This window comes from Microbacterium aurantiacum (genome assembly GCF_021654035.1).
Lineage (GTDB): Bacteria > Actinomycetota > Actinomycetes > Actinomycetales > Microbacteriaceae > Microbacterium > Microbacterium aurantiacum.
The window spans coordinates 102,796-121,002 of record NZ_JAJPDW010000006.1 but is presented as its reverse complement, the minus strand read 5'-3'; the positions used below and the strand labels follow the sequence as shown (position 1 = coordinate 121,002).

The following is an 18,207-nucleotide window of genomic DNA, read 5'->3' as shown; positions in this document are numbered from 1 at the left end:
AAGCCGGGGACGGCTCAGTGGGTGTCTTCGGCTTCGATCTCGGTGCGGTCGCCGGACCACAGGGTGTGGAAGGTGCCCTCCTTGTCGATGCGCTTGTAGGTGTGCGCGCCGAAGAAGTCGCGCTGACCCTGGATGAGCGCGGCGGGCAGGCGCTCGGCGCGCAGGCCGTCGTAGTAGGCCAGCGAGGACGAGAACGCGGGGGCGGGGATGCCGGCGCCGGCGGCGGTCTGCACGATGCGTCGCCACGCGTCCTGGCCGCGACCGAGGGCCTCGACGAAGTAGGGTGCGGTCAACAGCACCGGCAGGTCGGGGGTGGCGGCATACGCGTCGGCGATGCGGTTGAGGAACTGGGCGCGGATGATGCATCCCCCGCGCCAGATCTTCGACACCGCGCCGAGGTCGATGTTCCAGCCGTACTCTGCCGCTCCCGCGCGGATCTCGTCGAACCCCTGGCTGTATGCGACGATCTTCGAGGCGTACAGCGCGAGGCGGACCTCCTCGATGAATGCGTCCGCGTCGGACACGTCGAGGGCGTCGGCGGGGCCGGGGAGGTCGCGGGAGACGGACCGCTGCTCGGGGTGGCTGGAGAGGGACCGTGCGAAGGTGGCCTCGGCGATGCCGGAGACCGGAACACCGAGCGACAGCGCGGTCTGCACGGTCCACGCGCCGGTGCCCTTGGCGCCTGCCTGGTCGAGGATGACGTCCACGAGGGGCTTCTGCGTCTCGGCGTCGACCTGGCGGAGGACCTCGGCGGTGATCTCGATCAGGTAGGACTCCAGCTCGCCGCGGTTCCACTCGGCGAAGACGTCCGCGATCTCGGCGGGGCTCTTGCCGGTCCCGCGGCGGATGAGGTCGTAGGCCTCGGCGATCAGCTGCATATCGGCGTACTCGATGCCGTTGTGCACCATCTTCACGAAGTGGCCCGCACCGTCGTGTCCGATGTGGGTCACGCAGGGCTCGCCCTCGGCCACGGCGGCGATGGAGCGGAGGATCGGTCCGAGCGTGATCCAGGACTCGTCGGAGCCGCCCGGCATGAGGGACGGCCCGAGGAGCGCGCCCTCCTCGCCGCCGGAGACGCCCATGCCGACGAAGTTGATGCCCGTGTCGCGCACGGCCTTCTCGCGGCGGATGGTGTCGCTGAACAGGGCGTTGCCGCCGTCGACGATGATGTCACCCGGCTCGAACACCTCCACGAGCGCGTCGATGACGGCATCCGTGGGGCCGCCGGCCTTGACCATGATCACCGCGGTGCGGGGACGGACGAGGCTCGCGGCGAACTCGTCGTACGAGAAGGCGGGCACGAACCCGGCCTCCGGGTGATCGGCGACGAGCTCGTCGGTCTTGGCGCGGGAACGGTTGTAGACCGCGACGACGTTCCCCTCGCGCGACGCGAGGTTCCGGGCGAGGTTGGATCCCATGACCGCAAGACCCACCACGCCGATGTTCGCGCGCGCCTCGGCGGGGTGATCGGTCCCGGTCGGCTCGGGGGCGGGGCGGGGAACGTCCTCCGGCGCCGGAGCGCCCTCGTGGAGATCGGCCGAACCCGGCGCCTCGTCGTGGTCGTTGCTCGTGCTGGTGGTGTTCATACCTCTCCTCGTGCGTGCCGACCGGGCATCCGCAGCGTCAGGGGCTGCTCCCGGGACCGGTCCTAGCGTAGTGGGGTGTCCTCGGGGCTCCGGGTGCGTGTGACGGCCCGGCGGGTGAGGTCTGTGATGCGGTCCCAGTCGCCGGCGTCGATCGCGTCGGCGGGCAGCATCCACGAGCCGCCGACGGCGAGGACCGAGGGCACCGCGAGGTATTCGGGGGCGGTGGCCTCGTCGATGCCGCCGGTGGGGACGAATCCGAGGCCGGAGAAGGGGGCGCCGAGGGCGCGGAGGGCGGGGATGCCGCCGGATGTCGCGGCGGGGAAGAACTTCACGGCATCGACGCCCAGGGCGAGCGCCGTCTGCACCTCGGTGGCGGTGACCGCTCCGGGGAGGACCGGGATGCCGTGATGCCGGCAGCGCTCGATGACCTCCGCGCTCGTTCCCGGTGACACGACGAAGCGTGCGCCGGCGTCCACGGCCTCATCGACCTGGTCGGCGCGCAGCACCGTGCCTGCACCGACGAGGACGCCGCCCTCCCGGGCGACCGCGGCGATGGCGTCGGCCGCGGCGGCGGTGCGGAACGTGATCTCCGCGACCGGCAGCCCTCCCTCGGCGAGGGCGTCGGCGATGCGGAGCCCCTCCTCGGCGGTGCGGGCGGTGACCACGGGAACGACGCGGTGACGGGCGAGGTCGGCGAACACGGGGGACAACATCATCTCCTTCGTCCGCTCGAGCGGTCTCGCGCGGAAGGCGAAATGATCATATCATTGGCCGCGCGGCGACGATGCGCCGCCCTTGCCCTCCCGACGACGGATCAGGACACCATGCTCATTCTCGCCCTCGAAGCCAGCACGACCTCGGCCAAGACGATGCTGTTCGACACGGAGAGCGGCGAGACCTCCGTCCGCAGCCGCCGGTTCGAGGTGGACGGCCCCGACAGCGCGGTCCGTGACGGCGACGCGATCTACACCCAGCTCATGGCGCTCGGTCGGCAGGCGGCATCCGGACGTCCCGTCGATCTCATCGTCCTCAGCGGCACGTGGCACGGCCTGACGCTCCGCGAGGCGGATCTGTCGCCGGTCACCCCGGTGATGGAATGGCCCTACACCGGCGCGCAGGACCTCTGCGCGCGCCTCCGTGCGGACGCCGATTTCACCTGGTGGTTCCACGAGCGCACCGGGTGCATGGTCAATGCGGTCTATCCCGCATTCAAACTCCGCCACCTCGCCGAGACGGGAGTGGCGCTCGCCGGCCGGCGGATGCTGGACCAGCCGACGCTGGTGTTCGCGCGGCTGACCGGCGAGGTGCGGATGAACGCCTCCCTCGCCTCGGGCACCGGGCTGCTGAACGCCCACACCGTCGACTGGGACTCCGAGGTCATCGACCGTCTCGGTCTCGCGGGCGTGCAGCTTCCTCCGCTCTGCGCCCCGGACGAATCCTTCCCGCTCACCGCGGAAGCGGCGGTGCTGTTGGGGCTCCGCCCGGGGATCCCCGTCCTCACGCCGGGGCCGGACGGCGGTCTCAGCCAGATCGGCGACCTCGCCACCGAACCGGGGGACATGACCTTCTCGATGGGGACGAGCGGGGCGCTGCGCTTCTCCACGCGGCATCCGTCGCTGTCGCCCACCCTCAGCACCTGGTCGTACCGCTCGCCCCTCGGCGCGCTCAGCGGTGCGGCCACCTCCGGGTGCGGGAACTGCGTCGACTGGGCGCGGGAGCGTCTCTTCGGCGCATCGATCGACTACGCGGAGATCGAGCCGCAGCTCTCCGCGGACCGCGAGGACCTCCCGGTCTTCCTCCCGTTCCTGTTCGGCGAACGCAGCCCCGGCTGGCAGGACCAGCGCCGTGGCGGACTGGTGGAGCTGCGCCCTCAGCATTCGCGCGTGGACATGTACCAGGGGGTTCTGGAGGGGATCGTCTTCTCGCTCTACCACTGCTTCAAAGAACTCACCGCGCTCAACGGCGCCCCGCGCCGGATCGTGCTGTCGGGAGGGGTGCTGTCATCCCCGTTCTGGACACGACTGACCGTGGACGTCTTCGGGGTGCCGATGGAGGTCTCCCCGCGCCAGCACAGCTCCATCACCGGCGCCGTCCGGATGGGCCTCCGCGCATCGGGGCTCCCGCAGACGCATCCGGCGCTGGACAGCGCCGAGCCGGAGATCCTCCACCCCGATCCCGCGCGTCGTACGCAGTACGACGCCGGATTCGCCCGCTACCTCGAGCAGTACACCCGCAGCCTCCCCGGGGCGGAGGGCGCGGCATGAGGGTCCTGGTGACGCCGACCTCCCTGAGCGCGGACCGCGACCATCCGGCACTGGCACCCCTGCGGGATCTGGACGCCGAGCTGGTCTTCAACGACGTCGGGCGGCCGCTCACCTCCGACGAGGTCGCGCGCGCCCTCGTCGGCGTGGATGCGGTGATCGCCGGGCTCGACGAGTTCGACGCCGCCGCCCTCGCGGGCGCGGATCGACTCCGCCTCATTGCGCGCTACGGGGCGGGCGTCGACAACGTCGACCTCGACGCGGCGCAGGCCCGCGGGGTCGCGGTGACGCGCACCGCCGGTGCGAACGCGGCCGCCGTGGCCGAGATGGCGATCGCCCTCGCCTTCGCGGCGGCGCGCGGCATCCCGGTCCTCGATGCCGGTGTGCGCGCGGGGGAGTGGCCGCGGGGACGCGGGATCGAGCTGGGGGGCCGGTCGTTCGGTGTCCTGGGGTTCGGGGCGATCGGCCGCCACGTCGCGGCGCTCGCGCGAGGACTCGGCATGCGCGTATCCGCATGGGATCCGCTCCTTCCCGATGCGGAGATCGCCGCGGCCGGCGTCACGCCGCGGGCCCTGGACGACCTGTGCGCGACCAGCGACGTCGTGAGCGTGCACGTGCCGTTGGTCCCCACGACGCGGCACCTCCTCGACGCGACGAGACTCGCGCTGCTCCCGCCGGGGGGTATCGTGATCAACACCGCGCGTGGCGGGATCCTCGACGAGGAGGCGGCGCGTGCCGCCCTCGACGCCGGACAGCTGCACGCGGTCGCCGTGGACGTCTACGAGAGCGAACCGCCCTCGGCGTCGCCTCTCATCGGGCATCCGCGGGTCGTCTCCACTCCCCACAGCGCGGGCCACACCGCCGAGGCCGTCACGCGCATGGCCGAGGGGACGGTCGCAGCAGTGATCGCCCTCGTCCGAGGCGACGAGCCGGAGGGGCTGGTCAGCGCACGCCGCGCACCTCGCTGAGGACGGCTTCGACGTAGCGACGCGTGTGCAGTTCCGCGCCGTCGGCGTCGCCCCGGGCGATCGCGTCGGCGGTCGCCACGTGGTTGTGCAGCGCTTCGGAGTAGGGGACGCCGGGAGTCAGGCCCAGGTGCGAGCGCCCCGCGATGACCGCGGCGATGGGTGCCTTCGTCGCGGCGAGCATCAGGTTGCCGCTGGCGTCGAGGATGAGGTCGTGGAAGGCGACGTCGACGTCGAGATACTCCTCCGACGCCCCCTCGCCGGCGTTGCCGAGTTCCTCCAGGCGCGCGGCGAGGCGCACGATCTCGGCGCGCTGGACGTCGGACGCGCGCTGCGCGCTCAGCCGGGCGGCGATGGGTTCGATCGCCGCGCGCAGCTCCGTGACGACGATGAGCTGCTGATCCCGGCGGGGTCCGCGCAACTGCCAATCGATCAGCCGCGTGTCCAGCGCGCTCCACTCCGCGACGGGGCGCACCGTGATGCCCACACGGCGCCGGGAGGAGAGCATCCCCATCGCCTCGAGCACGCGCACGGCCTCGCGGATCACGGTGCGCGACACGCCGTACTCCGTCTCGAGGCCCGCCAGGGTCAGGACGGACCCCGGCGCGAGGGCGCCGGATGCGATGCGGACGCCGAGTGCGTCGAGCACCGGTCCGTGGGATGCCTGGGCCACGCCGCTCCTTCCGAAAGGTATGACGACATGTTGCCAAAGATACGATCTTTGTGTGAGGATGCTCACGGTCGTCGACGTGCCCCCGCGGTTCGCGCCGACACCGCTCGAATCCTAACGCGGGAGCACGGACCCCCCGGGGGTGCTCCCATTCCTCTCATCAACGGAGATCTCGATGGAAGATTGGACCCAGACCCTGGGGACCCTGCCGCTGCTCGGCGTCGCTGCCGGCGCGATCGCGCTCATCCTCGTGATGATCATCGTCTTCAAGGTGCACGCCTTCCTGACGCTGATCATCGTGTCGCTGCTCACCGCGCTCGTCGCGGGTGTGCCGATCGGTGCGATCGCGACGACCCTGACCGGAGGGTTCGGCGCCACGCTCGGCACCGTCGCCCTCCTCGTGGCACTCGGCGCCATGCTCGGGAGGCTGATCGAACACTCGGGAGGCGCCAAGGCCCTCGCCGACAAGTTCGTCGAGGTCTTCGGCGAGAAGCGCGCGCCGTTCGCCCTCGGTATCGCCTCGCTGATCCTCGGATTCCCGATGTTCTTCGACGCGGGCCTGGTCATGATGCTGCCGATCATCTTCGCGATCGCACGGCGCGTGTCGAAGAACAACGTCCTGCTGTTCGGCATCCCCGCCGCCGCCGCGTTCTCGGTGATGCACGTCTTCCTGCCGCCCCACCCCGGGCCCGTCACGGCGTCCGAGCTCTACGGAGCGAACCTCGGCATCGTCCTGCTCATCGGCCTCGTCATCGCCTTCCCGGTCTGGTACGTCTCCGGCTACCTGTGGGGGAAGTTCATCGCCGCGCGCATCCCGCTTCCCGTGCCGAACCTCTTCGGAGAGCTCGACGAGGACCAGCCGACCAACCCGCCCAAGCCGCGGACGATCATCCTCCTGCTCCTGCTGCCGATGTTCCTGATCTTCCTCAACACGGGCCTCACGACCCTCGCCTCCGCGGGCTTCGTCTCGATCGACAGCACGTGGGTGCAGGTGCTGGTCCTGCTCGGCAACTCCGCCGTGGCCCTCCTCATCACCGTCCTCGTCGCGATCGTGGTCCTCGGCCGTCGCCGCGGTGAGAACGGCACGGCGCTCGAGAAGATCGTCGACTCCGCCCTCGGCCCCGTGGCCTCGGTCATCCTCATCACCGGAGCCGGTGGCATGTTCGGTGCGGTGCTCCGCGCGTCCGGCATCGGTGACGCGCTCGCCGACTCGCTCGCGGACCTCGGCCTGCCGATCATCGTCGCGGCCTACATCATCGCCGTCGTCATCCGTCTCGCCCAGGGCTCGGCCACCGTCGCCCTCGTGACGGCTGCGGGACTGGCGGCTCCGGCCGTCATCGCCGGCGACTTCAACCCCGTCCAGATCGCCGCGATCACCCTTGCGACCGCCGCCGGTTCCGTGTTCGCCGGTCACGTCAACGACTCCGGCTTCTGGCTGGTCGGTCGCCTCATGGGGATGGACGTCAAGACCACTCTGAAGACCTGGACCGTGCAGCAGGCGATCGAATCGGTCTTCGCGTTCGGGCTGGTGCTCATCGTCTTCGCCGTCGGCTCGATGCTCTGATCCGGCGCCCCCACCCACCGCCTTCGACCCCGGGAGAATCCATGTCCTCGCTCTTCGATGTCTCCGACCGGCTCGCGCTGGTCACCGGATCCTCCCGGGGTCTCGGCCGCTCCCTTGCTCTGGCGCTCGCCCGCGCCGGAGCCCGCGTGGTCGTCCACGGTCGCGACGCGGCCGCGGTCGAGCGCACGCGCGCCGAGGCGGAGGCGCTGTCCGGTCGGCCGGCGCACGCGGTGGCGTTCGATGTGACGGATGCCGCGGCCGTTGAGCGCGGCGTCTCCGCGCTCCTCGAGCAGGTCGGCACCCCCGACATCCTCGTCAACAACGCCGGCGTTCAGCGCCGCGCGCCCATCCAGGACTTCGCGGTCTCGGACTGGGACGACGTGATCGCCGCCAACCTCTCCGGGGTGTTCTACGTCTCGAGGTTCGTCGCTCCGGCGATGATCGCCCGCGGCTCGGGGAAGATCGTCAACGTCGCGTCCGTCCAGTCGCACCTCGCCCGCCAGACCATCGCCCCGTACTCCGCGTCCAAGGGTGGGGTGGCCCAGCTCACGAAGGGCATGGCCGCGGACCTCGCCCGCCACGGCATCCAGGTCAACGCCCTCTCGCCGGGCTACTTCGCCACCGAGATGAACGCGGCTCTCGTCGAGGACGAGGCGTTCACCGCCTGGCTCACCGAGCGGACGCCCGCGCGTCGCTGGGGCGACTTCGCCGAGCTCGACGGCGCCCTCCTCTTCCTCGTCTCCGATGCCTCGAGCTTCGTCTCGGGCCAGAACCTCTTCGTCGACGGCGGGATGACCGCCGTCGTCTGATCCCGAAAGGACCCCCATGCGCGCCGCCTTCATCGACGCCCGGCAGACCCTCGTCGTCCGCGAGGTCGACACCCCCGAACCCGGCCCCGACCAGGTGCGCGTCCGGATCGACTACGTCGGGATCTGCGGGTCTGACCTGCACTACTACTTCGAGGGCGCGAACGGCGCGTACGTCGTGCGCGAACCCCTCATCCCCGGTCACGAGGTGTCGGGGCGGATCGACCGGGATCCCTCCGGTCGCTGGCCCGCCGGAACGCCCGTCACCGTTCATCCGGCGACCTTCGGCGACCCGGCACCGTCCCTGCCGGACGCCCCGCACCTGTGGCCAAACGGGGCCTACCTGGGGAGCGCATCCACGTGGCCGCACACCCAGGGAGGGCTCGCCGAGCACCTCGTGGTCGATCGCGCGATGGTCCGCGTCCTCCCGGGGTCCCTGCCTGTGCGTCGCGCGGTCCTCGCGGAACCGCTCGCCGTGGCGTTGCACGCCCTGTCCCGTGCGGGGGAGGTCTCGGGTGCGCGCGTCCTCGTCACCGGCTCCGGCCCGATCGGTCTGCTGGCCGTCGCTGCCGCGATCGACGCGGGTGCGGGCTCGGTGACCGCGACGGACGTGCTCCCGGGGCCGCTCGCTCGGGCCTCGGCCCTCGGTGCCGACCGCGTCGTCGATGTCTCGGCCGAGACGCTGGATGCCGGCTCCTACGATGTGGTGCTCGAATGCTCCGGCGTCGCGGCATCCATCTCAGCGGCCCTCGCCGCGGTGCGTCCGCGCGGGGTCGTGGTGCAGGTCGGCATGGTTCCCGACGAGGCGCGACCGGTCAATCTCGCCCCCTTCATCTCGAAGGAGGTGACGTTCGTCGGGACGTTCCGCTTCGCGGAGGAGATCGATGCGGCAGTCGACCTGCTCGACCGGCGTCCGGAGATCGAGCAGGTGATCACCCACGTCCTCCCCGCCGACGACGCAGAAGGCGCGTTCGCCGTCGCGCGGGATTCCGAGCGGTCGGGGAAGGTCGTCGTCGCCGTCTGGCCGGGGGACACTCCGGCCGCAGGCGCTCAGTCCTTGTAGGCCGCGCCCTTCACCATCGCCCACGACGCTCCCAGCGTGGCCACGAGTCCCACCGCGCTGAGGGCGACGATCGACCACAGGACGAGGTGCGAGGCGAATCCGTATTCCATGGGTGTTCCTCCGGGAGCTAGGGGGCGTCCTCCATGCTACCGGCGGCGCTGGTAGAGTGGATCCTTGGATCCTCGGCGAGGGAGACCGACGCCCGCAGGTGCGGGTGCGGTCACCGTGATCGACGCGGGTGGCGCAGGCTGTCGGCGTGCCTCACGTGCGCGAGAGCGACGAGAGATCCCCGCAGACCCCTGGGCCGGCCGCACGCGCGGGCCCTCGATCAAGACGGGCCATGCCCGTGAGGAGAGAACATGTCGACTGAGACCGACACCAAGGTCCACGCCGAGCTTCGCGAGAACTTCGGAAAGGGCTTCGCCCGCCGCCTCCGCGCCGCCGGCAAGATCCCCGCCGTCATCTACGGTCACGGAACCGACCCCGTGCACGTCGCCCTCCCCGGGCACCAGGTGTCGCTGCTGATCCGTCGCGCGAACGCCCTGCTGGAGCTCGACGTCAACGGCACGCAGCACCTCACGCTCGTCAAGGACGTGCAGAAGGACCCGGTGCACCAGATCATCGAGCACATCGACCTGCTCGTGGTCAAGAAGGGCGAGAAGGTCCAGGTCGACGTCCCCGTCGTCGTCGTGGGCGAGCCCTTCCCCGGCACCATCGCCAACCTCGACGCCGCGACGATCGCCCTCGAGGTGGAGGCCACCCACATCCCGCAGAACGTCGAGGTCGACGTCGAGGGGCTCGAGGACGGCACGCGCATCACCGCCGCCGACCTCACGCTCCCGAAGGGCGCGAGCCTCGCCGTCGACGGTGAGACGCTCATCGTCGCCGTCTCGGTCCCGGTCGACACCCTCGCCGCCGAAGAGGAGATCGCCGAGGCTGACGCCGAGGTCGCCGCCGAGCAGGCCGAAGAGGCCGAGGCCGAAGGCGCGTCCGAGTAAGGACTTTTCGTCACGCAGCGACCCGCCCCCGACATCGTCGCGGGCGGGTCGTCGCGTAGAGGGGGTGGGTGATGGCGGAGACCTGGCTGGTCATCGGACTGGGCAATCCCGGTCCGCGGTACGAGGCGACCCGGCACAACGTGGGCCAGATGGTCCTCGATGAGCTCGCCGCGCGACGCCGTGTGGCGTTCCGCGCGCACAAGGCCGGTGCCCGGGTCGCGGAGACCTGGCTGCGTCCTGGTGCGGCGAAGCTCGTCCTCGGCAAGCCCAACAGCTTCATGAACGTCTCGGGCGGACCGGTCGCCGGGCTCGCGCGCTTCTACGGCGTGGGCCCGGAGCGGACCATCGTCGTGCACGACGAGCTCGACATCCCGTTCGACACGCTCAAGCTCAAGACCGGCGGCGGGCACGGTGGACACAACGGCGTGCGCGATGTGGCGAAGGCGCTCAGCAGCCCCGACTTCGTCCGCGTGCGCGTCGGAATCGGCCGCCCGCCGGGACGCCAGGACCCCGCCGACTGGGTGCTGGACCCGTTCTCCGCCGCCGAGCGCGCGAACCTGCCGCTGCACGTCTCCGAAGCCGCCGACGCCGTCGAGGACATCGTGGATGCGGGTCTGGTGGCCGCGCAGCAGAAGCATCACGCGCCGCGTCCCTGACGAGATCGCGCCGCGGTAAGGTCAGCCGGTCAGGCCCGTGCCCGCCGCCAGCCCGGCGGCGAGGAGGCTCTGCACGACGACTCCGAAGACCACGGGACCGAGGCAGGCGATGACGACGGCGGCGATGCCGAAGCCCCGTCCTCGCCGCTTCACGATGGCGATGATGCCCTGCACAAGGGCCCAGATACCGAGCGCCGTGCCGGTCCAGAAGGCGATCTCCGTCCACAGCACGTCCCCGCGCACGGGTGCGAGGAAGGACCAGTCGAAGGAACCGACCATCGCGTCGTCGAAGAGGCGGCGTCCGGCGCCGAGACCGACCCGGTACGCGGCGACGGCCGCCACGATCGAGGTGCCGACGGCGGCGACGAGGGAGAGCACGAAGGCGATGATGCCGAGCGTCGCGGCGGCCGCGGGCGGCGGGCCGGCGACGGGCACGCCGTACGGGGAGTCGGACGGACGCAGCGGATTGCCGTAGGGAGCGACCGGTGCCGGGGCGAGCGCGTACCCGGGGGGCGGTGCGTACCGCCCGCCCCCCGCGTCCGCGCCCGAGGGTGCGGGCGTCGGTCCGGGCGGGGGAGAGGGGATCTGGTCGCTCACGGCTCTCATCCTAGGCGCGGCCCCGTAGACTTCTGCGGTGACAGTTCCCGGGATCCTCCGCGCCCTCGAACAGGCCGAATCGTTTCGGGATGCCGTCGCCGCGGCATCCGTCGACGCCGATTTCTCGCTCGTCGAAGGCCTGGACGCCCCCCTCGTCGCCGCTCTCCTCGAACGACGACGTGCGGCGGGACACCCGCCCGTCGTCCTCGTCATCGCGCCCACCGGGCGCCGCGCGGAATCCTTCGGTCCGGCGCTGCGCTCCCTCGTGCCCGGCGCCGAGATGCTGCACTTCCCCGCGTGGGAGACCCTCCCGCACGAGCGGCTGAGCCCGAGTGCCGAGATCGTGGGCCGGCGCCTGGAGGCCCTCGGGCGGATCGCGGAGTGGTCCGGGACCACGCCGCTGGTGATCACCGCCTCCGTGCGGGCCGCGGTCCAGCCGCTGGCCGCCGGGCTCACCGACATCCGCCCCGTGGTGCTGACGGCGGGGAGCCGCGCCCACGATCTCGCCGACGTGGCGCGCGAGCTGGTGACACTCGCGTACCACCGCGTGGACATGGTGTCCCGCCGGGGCGAGTTCGCCGTGCGCGGTGGAATCCTCGACGTCTTCCCGCCGACGGCGGCACACCCCTTCCGCGTGGAGTTCTTCGGCGACGAGGTCGATCAGATCCGCGCGTTCTCCGTGGCCGACCAGCGCTCCCTCCCCGGGGAGATCGCGGAGGTCTCCCTCATCGCCAGCCGCGAACTGCTGCTCACCGACGCCGTGCGCGAGCGCGCGGCGGGGCTGACGGAGTCGTTCCCGGGCCTGCGGTCGATGCTGGAGAAGATGTCCGAGGGCATTCCCGTGGAGGGCATGGAGTCGCTCCTGCCCGCGGTCGCCGATCGACTGGTGAGCCTCGCGGACTATCTGCCCGAACGGGCCGCGGTCGTGCTGGTCGAGCCGGAGCGCGCCATCACCCGGGCGATCACGCTCAGCGACACGAACCGCGAGTTCCTCGATGCGGCATGGAGCGCGGCGACGGCAGGGGCCAAGACGCCGGTCGATCTCGGAGCGGGCGATTTCCTCTCCCTTCCCGCTCTCCGTGCCGCCGCCGCGGAGCGCGGGGACGTGTGGTGGACCCTCAGCACCTTCGATTCCGGAGCGGCGGATGCCCTCGCGGAGGGTCTCATCGACATCGACATCGACGTCGCGCTGGAGCGGTCGGCGACCATCCGTGTGCTCGGTGCTCCGGTGCCCTCCTTCCACGGCAACGTCGACGGCGCGATCGAGCACGTCGCGGGGCTCCTCGCCGACGGCTGGCGGGTCGTGGTGGCCGCCTCCGGCGCGGGGCTCGTCGAGCGCGCCCGCGACGTCCTGGCCGAGCACGGCACGGCCGCGCGCGTGGTGTCCGATCTCGCCGAGCTCCCGGAGCCGGGGGTCGTCCACGCGGTCGTGACCGAACTCGAGCGTGGCTTCGAAGTCGCCGACGCGCGCCTGGCGGTCCTCACCGAGTCGGAGTTCTACGGGCGGACCATCGGCGGCGACCAGCGGGTGGTGAAGAAGCTCGCATCGCGGCGGAAGAACGTCGTCGACCCGTTGCAGCTGAAGCCCGGCGACATCGTCGTCCACGCCACCCACGGTATCGGCCGCTTCATCGAGCTCACTCAGCGGGAGGTCTCCTCCGGGGGGCGCAACGCGGTGAAGACGACGCGCGAGTACCTCGTGCTGGAGTACGCGCCGTCCAAGCGCGGCTACCCGGGGGACCGTCTCTTCGTGCCCACCGACCAGCTGGACCTCCTCTCGCGCTACGTCGGGGGAGAGGCGCCGACGCTGTCGAAGATGGGCGGCAGCGATTGGGCCGCCGCGAAGGGCAAGGCGCGCCGGGCCGTCCGCGACATCGCGGTCGAGCTGGTGAAGCTGTACTCGGCGCGGATGTCGGCCAAGGGTCACGCGTTCGGACCAGACACGCCCTGGCAGCGGGAGCTGGAGGAGGCCTTCCCCTTCGCCGAGACCCCCGATCAGCTCCAGACGATCGACGAGATCAAAGCCGACATGGAGAAGCCGGTCCCGATGGACCGCCTGCTCTCCGGAGACGTCGGGTTCGGCAAGACCGAGGTGGCCGTGCGCGCGGCCTTCAAGGCCATCCAGGACGGCAAACAGGTCGCGATGCTCGTGCCCACCACGCTTCTGGTCAAGCAGCACACCGAGACCTTCACCGAGCGCTTCGCCGGATTCCCCGTGAAGGTCCGGGCGCTGTCGCGCTTCCAGACCGACAAGCAGGCCACGGAGATCGTCGCGGGCCTTGCCGACGGCACGATCGACATGGTCATCGGCACCCACCGCATCCTCACCGAGCAGGTGGTCTTCAAGGATCTCGGACTGATGATCATCGACGAGGAGCAGCGGTTCGGCGTCGAGCACAAGGATGCCCTGAAGAAGCTGAAGACCAACGTCGACATCCTCGCGATGAGCGCGACGCCGATCCCCCGGACCCTGGAGATGGCCGTCACCGGCATCCGGGAGATGTCCACGCTCGCGACCCCTCCGGAGGACCGGCATCCGATCCTGTCTTACGTCGGAGCGCGCAACGACAAGCAGATCGCCGCGGCGATCCGACGGGAGCTCCTGCGCGAGGGGCAGGTGTTCTACGTGCACAACCGCGTTCAGTCGATCCAGCGGGTGGCGGCCGATCTGGCCGAGCTCGTACCGGAGGCACGCATCGCCGTGGCGCACGGGCAGATGGGCGAGCATCAGCTCGAACAGGTGGTGGACGACTTCTGGGAGCGCAAGGCCGACGTCCTCGTCTCGACGACCATCATCGAGACGGGTCTGGACATCGCCAACGCGAACACGATCATCATCGACCGCGCCGATAAGTACGGACTCAGCCAGCTCCACCAGCTTCGAGGTCGCGTCGGGCGCGCGCGCGAACGCGCCTACGCCTACTTCCTCTACGACGATCAGAAGCCGCTGTCCGAGACGGCGGCCGATCGGTTGGAGACGATCGCCGTCAACAACGACCTCGGTTCCGGGATGCAGGTCGCGCTCAAGGACCTCGAGATCCGCGGAGCGGGAAACCTCCTCGGCGCCGAGCAGGCCGGTCACATCGCGGGGGTCGGCTTCGACCTCTACCTGCGCATGATCGGCGAAGCCGTCGCGACCTTCCGCGGCGAGGAGACCGAGGGGCCCGCCGAGCTGCGCCTGGAGCTCCCCGTCGAGGCGCGCATCCCCGACTCGTACATCGACAGCGAGCGGCTCCGCCTCGAGGCCTACCAGAAGCTCTCCGCCGCGGCGTCGGCCACCGCGAAGGAGGGCGCGATCGCCCTCGTCCGCGAGGAACTCGCCGACCGCTACGGCGCACCGCCGGAGGAGGTCGAGGGGCTCTTCTCGATCGCCCACCTGCGCCGACGGGCCGCGCGCGCCCAGCTCGCCGACGTCGTGGCGATGGGCCCGAACCTCCGGATCGCGCCCGCGAACCTCCCCGATTCGATGCGCGTGCGCCTGCAGCGCCTGTACCCGAAGGCGAAGCTCCTCGCCGGGGGCGACGCGCTCGTGGTGCCGCTGCCGACCGCGGACGGCGCGATCCTCACGGATGCGGCGCTGGTGGCGTGGGTGGCGCAGCTTCTGGATCAGCTGTGGCCGGAGCCGGAGCAGACCGCGGGGTAGGCGTACGCTGTCGGGGAACGAGGAGGGGACGATGCAGTTCGCACACCTCGGGGCCGAGCCCCGGATCCATCCCGACGCCGTCGTGGCGCCGTCCGCGGTGATCAGCGGCGACGTCGTGATCGGACCCGACTGTCAGATCCTGCACGGTGCGGTCATCACGGCGGAGGGCGGCGCACTCACCCTCGGTTCGCACGTGATCGTGATGGAGAATGCGCTGATCCGCTCCACGGCGACCAACCCGGTCCACATCGGCGACCACGTGCTGATCGGACCGCTCGCGAGCGTCTCGGGGGCGACGATCGAGGACGAGGTGTTCCTCGCCACCGGGACGCGGGTCTTCAACGGTGCGCACATCGGGGCGCGCAGCGACGTGCGCATCGGAGCGATCGTCCACCTGCGCACCACGCTCCCGCCCGAAACGGTGGTGCCGATCGGCTGGGTGGCCGTCGGTGCGCCGATGCGGATCCTCCCCGCCGAGCGTCACGAGGAGATCGAGGCGGCACAGCGCGAACTCGACTTCCCCGGCTACGTGTTCGGTCTGGATCGCCAGACGCCGGATCTGATGGTGCAGCTGACCGAGCGTTACGGACGGAGCCTCGCCCGGCACGCCGACGACCGACCGCTCGGCTGAGCCGGCGCGGAACGGCCGACCGGCTCAGCCGGTGTTCTGCAGACCCGCCGCGACCCCCGAGACGGACAGGAGCAGCAGACGCTGCTGCTCCGGATCCACCGGGGCTCCCTCGTCCGCGGCGCGGAGCGCCCGCAGGGCCCGCAGCTGGAGGAGCGAGAGGGCGTCGACGTAGGGACTGCGCATCTTCACGGCGCGCTGGAGCACGGGCTTACCCGCCAGCAGCTCCGTCCCGCCGGTGACACGGATCACCCATTCGCGCGTCAGCACCATCTCCGAGCGCACGAGCTCGGCGAGATCGTCGCGGTCTCCCAGATCGAGGTACTGCCGGGCGATGCGGTCATCCGTCTTCGCCAGGCTCATCGCGACGTTGTCGACCATCGTGCGGAACAGCGGCCACTCCGCGTAGGCGCGCTGCAGAAGACCCTCGTCTCCCACGGCGTCCAGGGCGGAGCCCAGGCCGAACCACCCGGCCAGGTTGATGCGTGCCTGCGTCCAGGCGAAGACCCACGGGATGGCGCGCAGATCGGCGAGCGACTCCACCGACAGACCGCGACGGGCCGGGCGCGAGCCGAGGGCCAACAGGCCGATCTCCTCCATGGGGGTGACGCGCGCGAACCACGGGGCGAAGCCCGGGGCCTTGACGAGCGAGAAGAAGCGCTCGCGCGAGGCGACGTCCATGGTCGCGGCGACCTCGGCGTACTTGTCGGCCGCGGCGCGGTTTCGTTCCTCGTTCGACGGCGCGGACGCCGTCAGGATCGCCGCGGCGACCTGGTCGATGTGACGCATCGCGATCGCGGGGTCGCCGTACCGGGCGAAGATGACCTCGCCCTGCTCGGTGAGCTTGAACCGCCCGTCCACGGAATGCGGGGGCTGGGCGAGGATCGCGGAGTTGGCCGGGCCGCCGCCGCGTCCGAGCGCACCGCCGCGGCCGTGGAAGAGGGTGAGTTCGATGCCGCTCTCCCGCGCCCACGCGGAGATCGCCGCCTGCGCCTGATAAAGCGCGAGGTTCGCCGCGACGGGGCCGACGTCCTTCGACGAGTCGGAGTACCCCAGCATGACTTCCAGTCGTCGCCCCGTCGCCTCCAGGCGCGAGGCGAACTCGGGGTGCTCGACGATCTCGGCGAGGATCCCCGGGGCCGCCTGCAGGTCGGCGAACGTCTCGAACAGGGGGATGACATCCAGCACCGGCGGCGTCCCCTCGGGGCCGACGGCGAAACGCGCGAGGCGGTGCACGGCGGCGAGGTCCTCGGCCGACTGCGTGAACGACACGATGTAGCGTCCGGCCGCGCGGGGTCCGTAGCGCTCCTGGAGGAATGCCACGGAGCGGAAGACGTCGAGGACCTCATCGGCGAGTTCGCTGCGCTCGCCCCCGGCCTCGAGCTCCGCGAGGACCCGGGCGTGGACCGCCGAGTGCTGGCGGACCTCCAGCTCGGCGAGGTGGAATCCGTAGGTCTCCACCTGCCACAGCAGCTGCTGCAGGTGTCCGTAGGCCTGTCGGGCGGCTCCGGCCTGGACCAGGGAATCCTGGATGACCCGGAGATCGGCGACGAGGTGCTCGGGATCGCGGTACGCGAGATCCGCATCGCGGGCCCGGGTCGCGGCGAGCTTCCTCGCGATGAGGAGGACGATGCGGCGGTAGGGCTCGTTGGGCGAGCGCTGGGCGATCTCGCCGGCGGCTTCCTCGTCCGCGGCGGCGAGGCGCCGTCCGAGCGCGAGCAGAGCCTCGCTCGGCGGAGTGGAGGCGGCATCCAGCGTCAGGCCCCGCCCGATCCGCTCCGCGGTCCGCTCGAGACCGATCAGGACGTGCTCGCTCGCGATCTTCGCGGCCTTGCGGGTCACCGACGCCGTGACGAAGGGATTCCCGTCGCGATCGCCGCCGACCCACGAGCCGATGCGGACGAACGGCTTCACGACCGGCGCGCGGTTGCCCGCACCGGGACCCTGCAGTGCGTCGTCGACGCGTCGGTAGACGTGCGGGATCGCCGTGTACAGGGTCTCGTCGAAGACCGCCATCACCGCGCGCACCTCGTCGGTCGGGGACGGCTTCTCCGGACGGAGCGGGGCCGTACGCCACAGCGTGTCCACCTCTTCCAGCATCCGCCGCTCGGCGCGACGCTCATCGGCGCCGTTGCGCCGCGAGGTCTCGTGCTCGTCGAGCAGGCTCGCCAGACGCCGGATGCTGGAGGACACCGCCCGGCGACGGGCCTCGGTGGGGTGCGCGGTGAAGACGGGATGGAAGCGCAGAGCCTGCAGCCGCTCGAGCGCCGTCTCATCGCCGACCTCCGCGGACAGGCGGACGAACGCCGCCGCGACGGAGTCGGACGCGCTCTCGCGCTCGGGGCGGCCGTCACGCTCCCGCAGGACGCGCACGCGCTGGTGCTCCTCAGCGAGGTTGACGAGGTGGAAATAGCAGGTGAAGGCGCGGGCGACCTCGTCGGCACGCGCGACGCTGAACGAGTCCGCGATCGCGGCGGCGCGCGCGAAGGCCTCCGGCGTCTCGTCGGTGTACGCCTGGATCGTCGCGGCGCGAAGGCGCTCCACGTCCTCGAACAGGCCGGGGGAGCCGCTCTCGCGAAGCACCTTGCCCAGGAGCGATCCCAGCATCCGCACATCGGCGCGCATACGTTCGGGTGTCTCCTGACCGGCTTCGAAGCGCCCCACGAGATCGATCGCCTCGGTGTTGGTCAGTTCACGCATGGGTTCCACGCTAGCGCCGCGGCGAGACGCGTTCGTCACGGCGGGCGCTGTGTGACGACGGGGCTACACT

At 71.2% G+C, this 18,207-nt stretch carries 15 protein-coding genes; 9 read left to right on the top strand and 6 right to left on the bottom strand.

Annotated features, from left to right (window positions below):
• Window positions 1-14 precede the first annotated feature (14 nt).
• Together gnd and eda are read right to left on the bottom strand one after the other, a co-directional pair.
• Window positions 15-1,586: an NADP-dependent phosphogluconate dehydrogenase gene (gene gnd, locus LTL01_RS12780; RefSeq protein WP_272878075.1), complete on the bottom strand. Its 1,572-nt coding sequence runs from the start codon at window positions 1,584-1,586 to the stop codon at window positions 15-17.
• Window positions 1,587-1,648: 62 nt separating this feature from the next.
• Entirely contained in the window at window positions 1,649-2,299 is a 651-nt protein-coding gene (eda, locus tag LTL01_RS12775) for a bifunctional 4-hydroxy-2-oxoglutarate aldolase/2-dehydro-3-deoxy-phosphogluconate aldolase (RefSeq protein ID WP_064319538.1), read from the bottom strand.
• 111 nt (window positions 2,300-2,410) lie between these two features.
• Between eda and LTL01_RS12770 the strand changes: the two genes are divergently transcribed.
• Window positions 2,411-3,850, top strand: coding sequence for a gluconokinase (locus tag LTL01_RS12770; RefSeq protein WP_236968827.1), 1,440 nt, complete (start codon window positions 2,411-2,413; stop codon window positions 3,848-3,850).
• A gap of 8 nt (window positions 3,851-3,858) precedes the next feature.
• Complete coding sequence (locus LTL01_RS12765; protein WP_236968826.1) at window positions 3,859-4,815, top strand: NAD(P)-dependent oxidoreductase; 957 nt, start codon at window positions 3,859-3,861, stop codon at window positions 4,813-4,815.
• Here LTL01_RS12765 and LTL01_RS12760 read toward each other — a convergent pair.
• Window positions 4,790-5,485 carry a FadR/GntR family transcriptional regulator gene (locus tag LTL01_RS12760; protein ID WP_082334776.1) on the bottom strand — a complete coding sequence of 232 codons (696 nt, stop codon included), beginning with the start codon at window positions 5,483-5,485 and terminating at the stop codon, window positions 4,790-4,792. The two genes, LTL01_RS12765 and LTL01_RS12760, sit on opposite strands and share 26 nt — an antisense overlap.
• A gap of 172 nt (window positions 5,486-5,657) precedes the next feature.
• Between LTL01_RS12760 and LTL01_RS12755 the strand changes: the two genes are divergently transcribed.
• Genes LTL01_RS12755 through LTL01_RS12745 form a run of 3 tightly spaced genes read left to right on the top strand, consistent with a single transcriptional unit; the run spans window position 5,658 to window position 8,915 of the window.
• Window positions 5,658-7,046 (top strand): GntP family permease, encoded by a 1,389-nt coding sequence (locus LTL01_RS12755; RefSeq protein WP_236968825.1) that lies wholly within the window; start codon window positions 5,658-5,660, stop codon window positions 7,044-7,046.
• A gap of 41 nt (window positions 7,047-7,087) precedes the next feature.
• Complete coding sequence (locus LTL01_RS12750; protein WP_053548729.1) at window positions 7,088-7,855, top strand: glucose 1-dehydrogenase; 768 nt, start codon at window positions 7,088-7,090, stop codon at window positions 7,853-7,855.
• A 16-nt stretch (window positions 7,856-7,871) separates the two neighbouring features.
• The gene (locus tag LTL01_RS12745) at window positions 7,872-8,915 is read left to right on the top strand and encodes a zinc-binding dehydrogenase (protein ID WP_236968824.1); all 1,044 of its coding nucleotides are present in this window, start codon (window positions 7,872-7,874) and stop codon (window positions 8,913-8,915) included.
• On the opposite strand, the gene LTL01_RS14740 is transcribed toward LTL01_RS12745, so the two are convergent.
• Window positions 8,903-9,025 (bottom strand): hypothetical protein, encoded by a 123-nt coding sequence (locus LTL01_RS14740; RefSeq protein ID WP_257730662.1) that lies wholly within the window; start codon window positions 9,023-9,025, stop codon window positions 8,903-8,905. The genes LTL01_RS12745 and LTL01_RS14740 overlap by 13 nt on opposite strands.
• Before the next feature lie 249 nt (window positions 9,026-9,274).
• Between LTL01_RS14740 and LTL01_RS12740 the strand changes: the two genes are divergently transcribed.
• Window positions 9,275-9,913, top strand: a complete 639-nt coding sequence (locus LTL01_RS12740; RefSeq protein WP_236968823.1) for a 50S ribosomal protein L25/general stress protein Ctc — start codon at window positions 9,275-9,277, stop codon at window positions 9,911-9,913.
• Window positions 9,914-9,984: 71 nt separating this feature from the next.
• On the top strand, window positions 9,985-10,569 hold the full coding sequence (gene pth / locus LTL01_RS12735) for an aminoacyl-tRNA hydrolase (protein ID WP_236968822.1): 585 nt from the start codon (window positions 9,985-9,987) through the stop codon (window positions 10,567-10,569).
• 21 nt (window positions 10,570-10,590) lie between these two features.
• Here pth and LTL01_RS12730 read toward each other — a convergent pair whose 3' ends face one another.
• Complete coding sequence (locus tag LTL01_RS12730; RefSeq protein ID WP_372461349.1) at window positions 10,591-11,175, bottom strand: hypothetical protein; 585 nt, start codon at window positions 11,173-11,175, stop codon at window positions 10,591-10,593.
• A gap of 28 nt (window positions 11,176-11,203) precedes the next feature.
• On the opposite strand from LTL01_RS12730, the gene mfd reads away from it, so the two are divergent.
• Together mfd and LTL01_RS12720 are read left to right on the top strand one after the other, a co-directional pair.
• On the top strand, window positions 11,204-14,809 hold the full coding sequence (gene mfd / locus LTL01_RS12725; RefSeq protein WP_236968820.1) for a transcription-repair coupling factor: 3,606 nt from the start codon (window positions 11,204-11,206) through the stop codon (window positions 14,807-14,809).
• A gap of 31 nt (window positions 14,810-14,840) precedes the next feature.
• Window positions 14,841-15,440, top strand: coding sequence for a gamma carbonic anhydrase family protein (locus LTL01_RS12720; protein WP_236968819.1), 600 nt, complete (start codon window positions 14,841-14,843; stop codon window positions 15,438-15,440).
• A 24-nt stretch (window positions 15,441-15,464) separates the two neighbouring features.
• On the opposite strand, the gene LTL01_RS12715 is transcribed toward LTL01_RS12720, so the two are convergent.
• Entirely contained in the window at window positions 15,465-18,137 is a 2,673-nt protein-coding gene (locus tag LTL01_RS12715) for a phosphoenolpyruvate carboxylase (protein WP_236968818.1), read from the bottom strand.
• Window positions 18,138-18,207 lie beyond the last annotated feature (70 nt).

Coding starts and splice junctions, on each gene's coding strand:
- gnd (WP_272878075.1), bottom strand. CDS start 1,586: ATGAACACCACCAGCACGAGCAACGACCACGACGAGGCGCCGGGTTCG.
- LTL01_RS12740 (WP_236968823.1), top strand. CDS start 9,275: ATGTCGACTGAGACCGACACCAAGGTCCACGCCGAGCTTCGCGAGAAC.
- LTL01_RS12730 (WP_372461349.1), bottom strand. CDS start 11,175: ATGAGAGCCGTGAGCGACCAGATCCCCTCTCCCCCGCCCGGACCGACG.
- LTL01_RS14740 (WP_257730662.1), bottom strand. CDS start 9,025: ATGGAATACGGATTCGCCTCGCACCTCGTCCTGTGGTCGATCGTCGCC.
- pth (WP_236968822.1), top strand. CDS start 9,985: ATGGCGGAGACCTGGCTGGTCATCGGACTGGGCAATCCCGGTCCGCGG.
- LTL01_RS12720 (WP_236968819.1), top strand. CDS start 14,841: ATGCAGTTCGCACACCTCGGGGCCGAGCCCCGGATCCATCCCGACGCC.
- LTL01_RS12715 (WP_236968818.1), bottom strand. CDS start 18,137: ATGCGTGAACTGACCAACACCGAGGCGATCGATCTCGTGGGGCGCTTC.
- LTL01_RS12745 (WP_236968824.1), top strand. CDS start 7,872: ATGCGCGCCGCCTTCATCGACGCCCGGCAGACCCTCGTCGTCCGCGAG.
- eda (WP_064319538.1), bottom strand. CDS start 2,299: ATGTTGTCCCCCGTGTTCGCCGACCTCGCCCGTCACCGCGTCGTTCCC.
- LTL01_RS12755 (WP_236968825.1), top strand. CDS start 5,658: ATGGAAGATTGGACCCAGACCCTGGGGACCCTGCCGCTGCTCGGCGTC.
- LTL01_RS12750 (WP_053548729.1), top strand. CDS start 7,088: ATGTCCTCGCTCTTCGATGTCTCCGACCGGCTCGCGCTGGTCACCGGA.
- LTL01_RS12770 (WP_236968827.1), top strand. CDS start 2,411: ATGCTCATTCTCGCCCTCGAAGCCAGCACGACCTCGGCCAAGACGATG.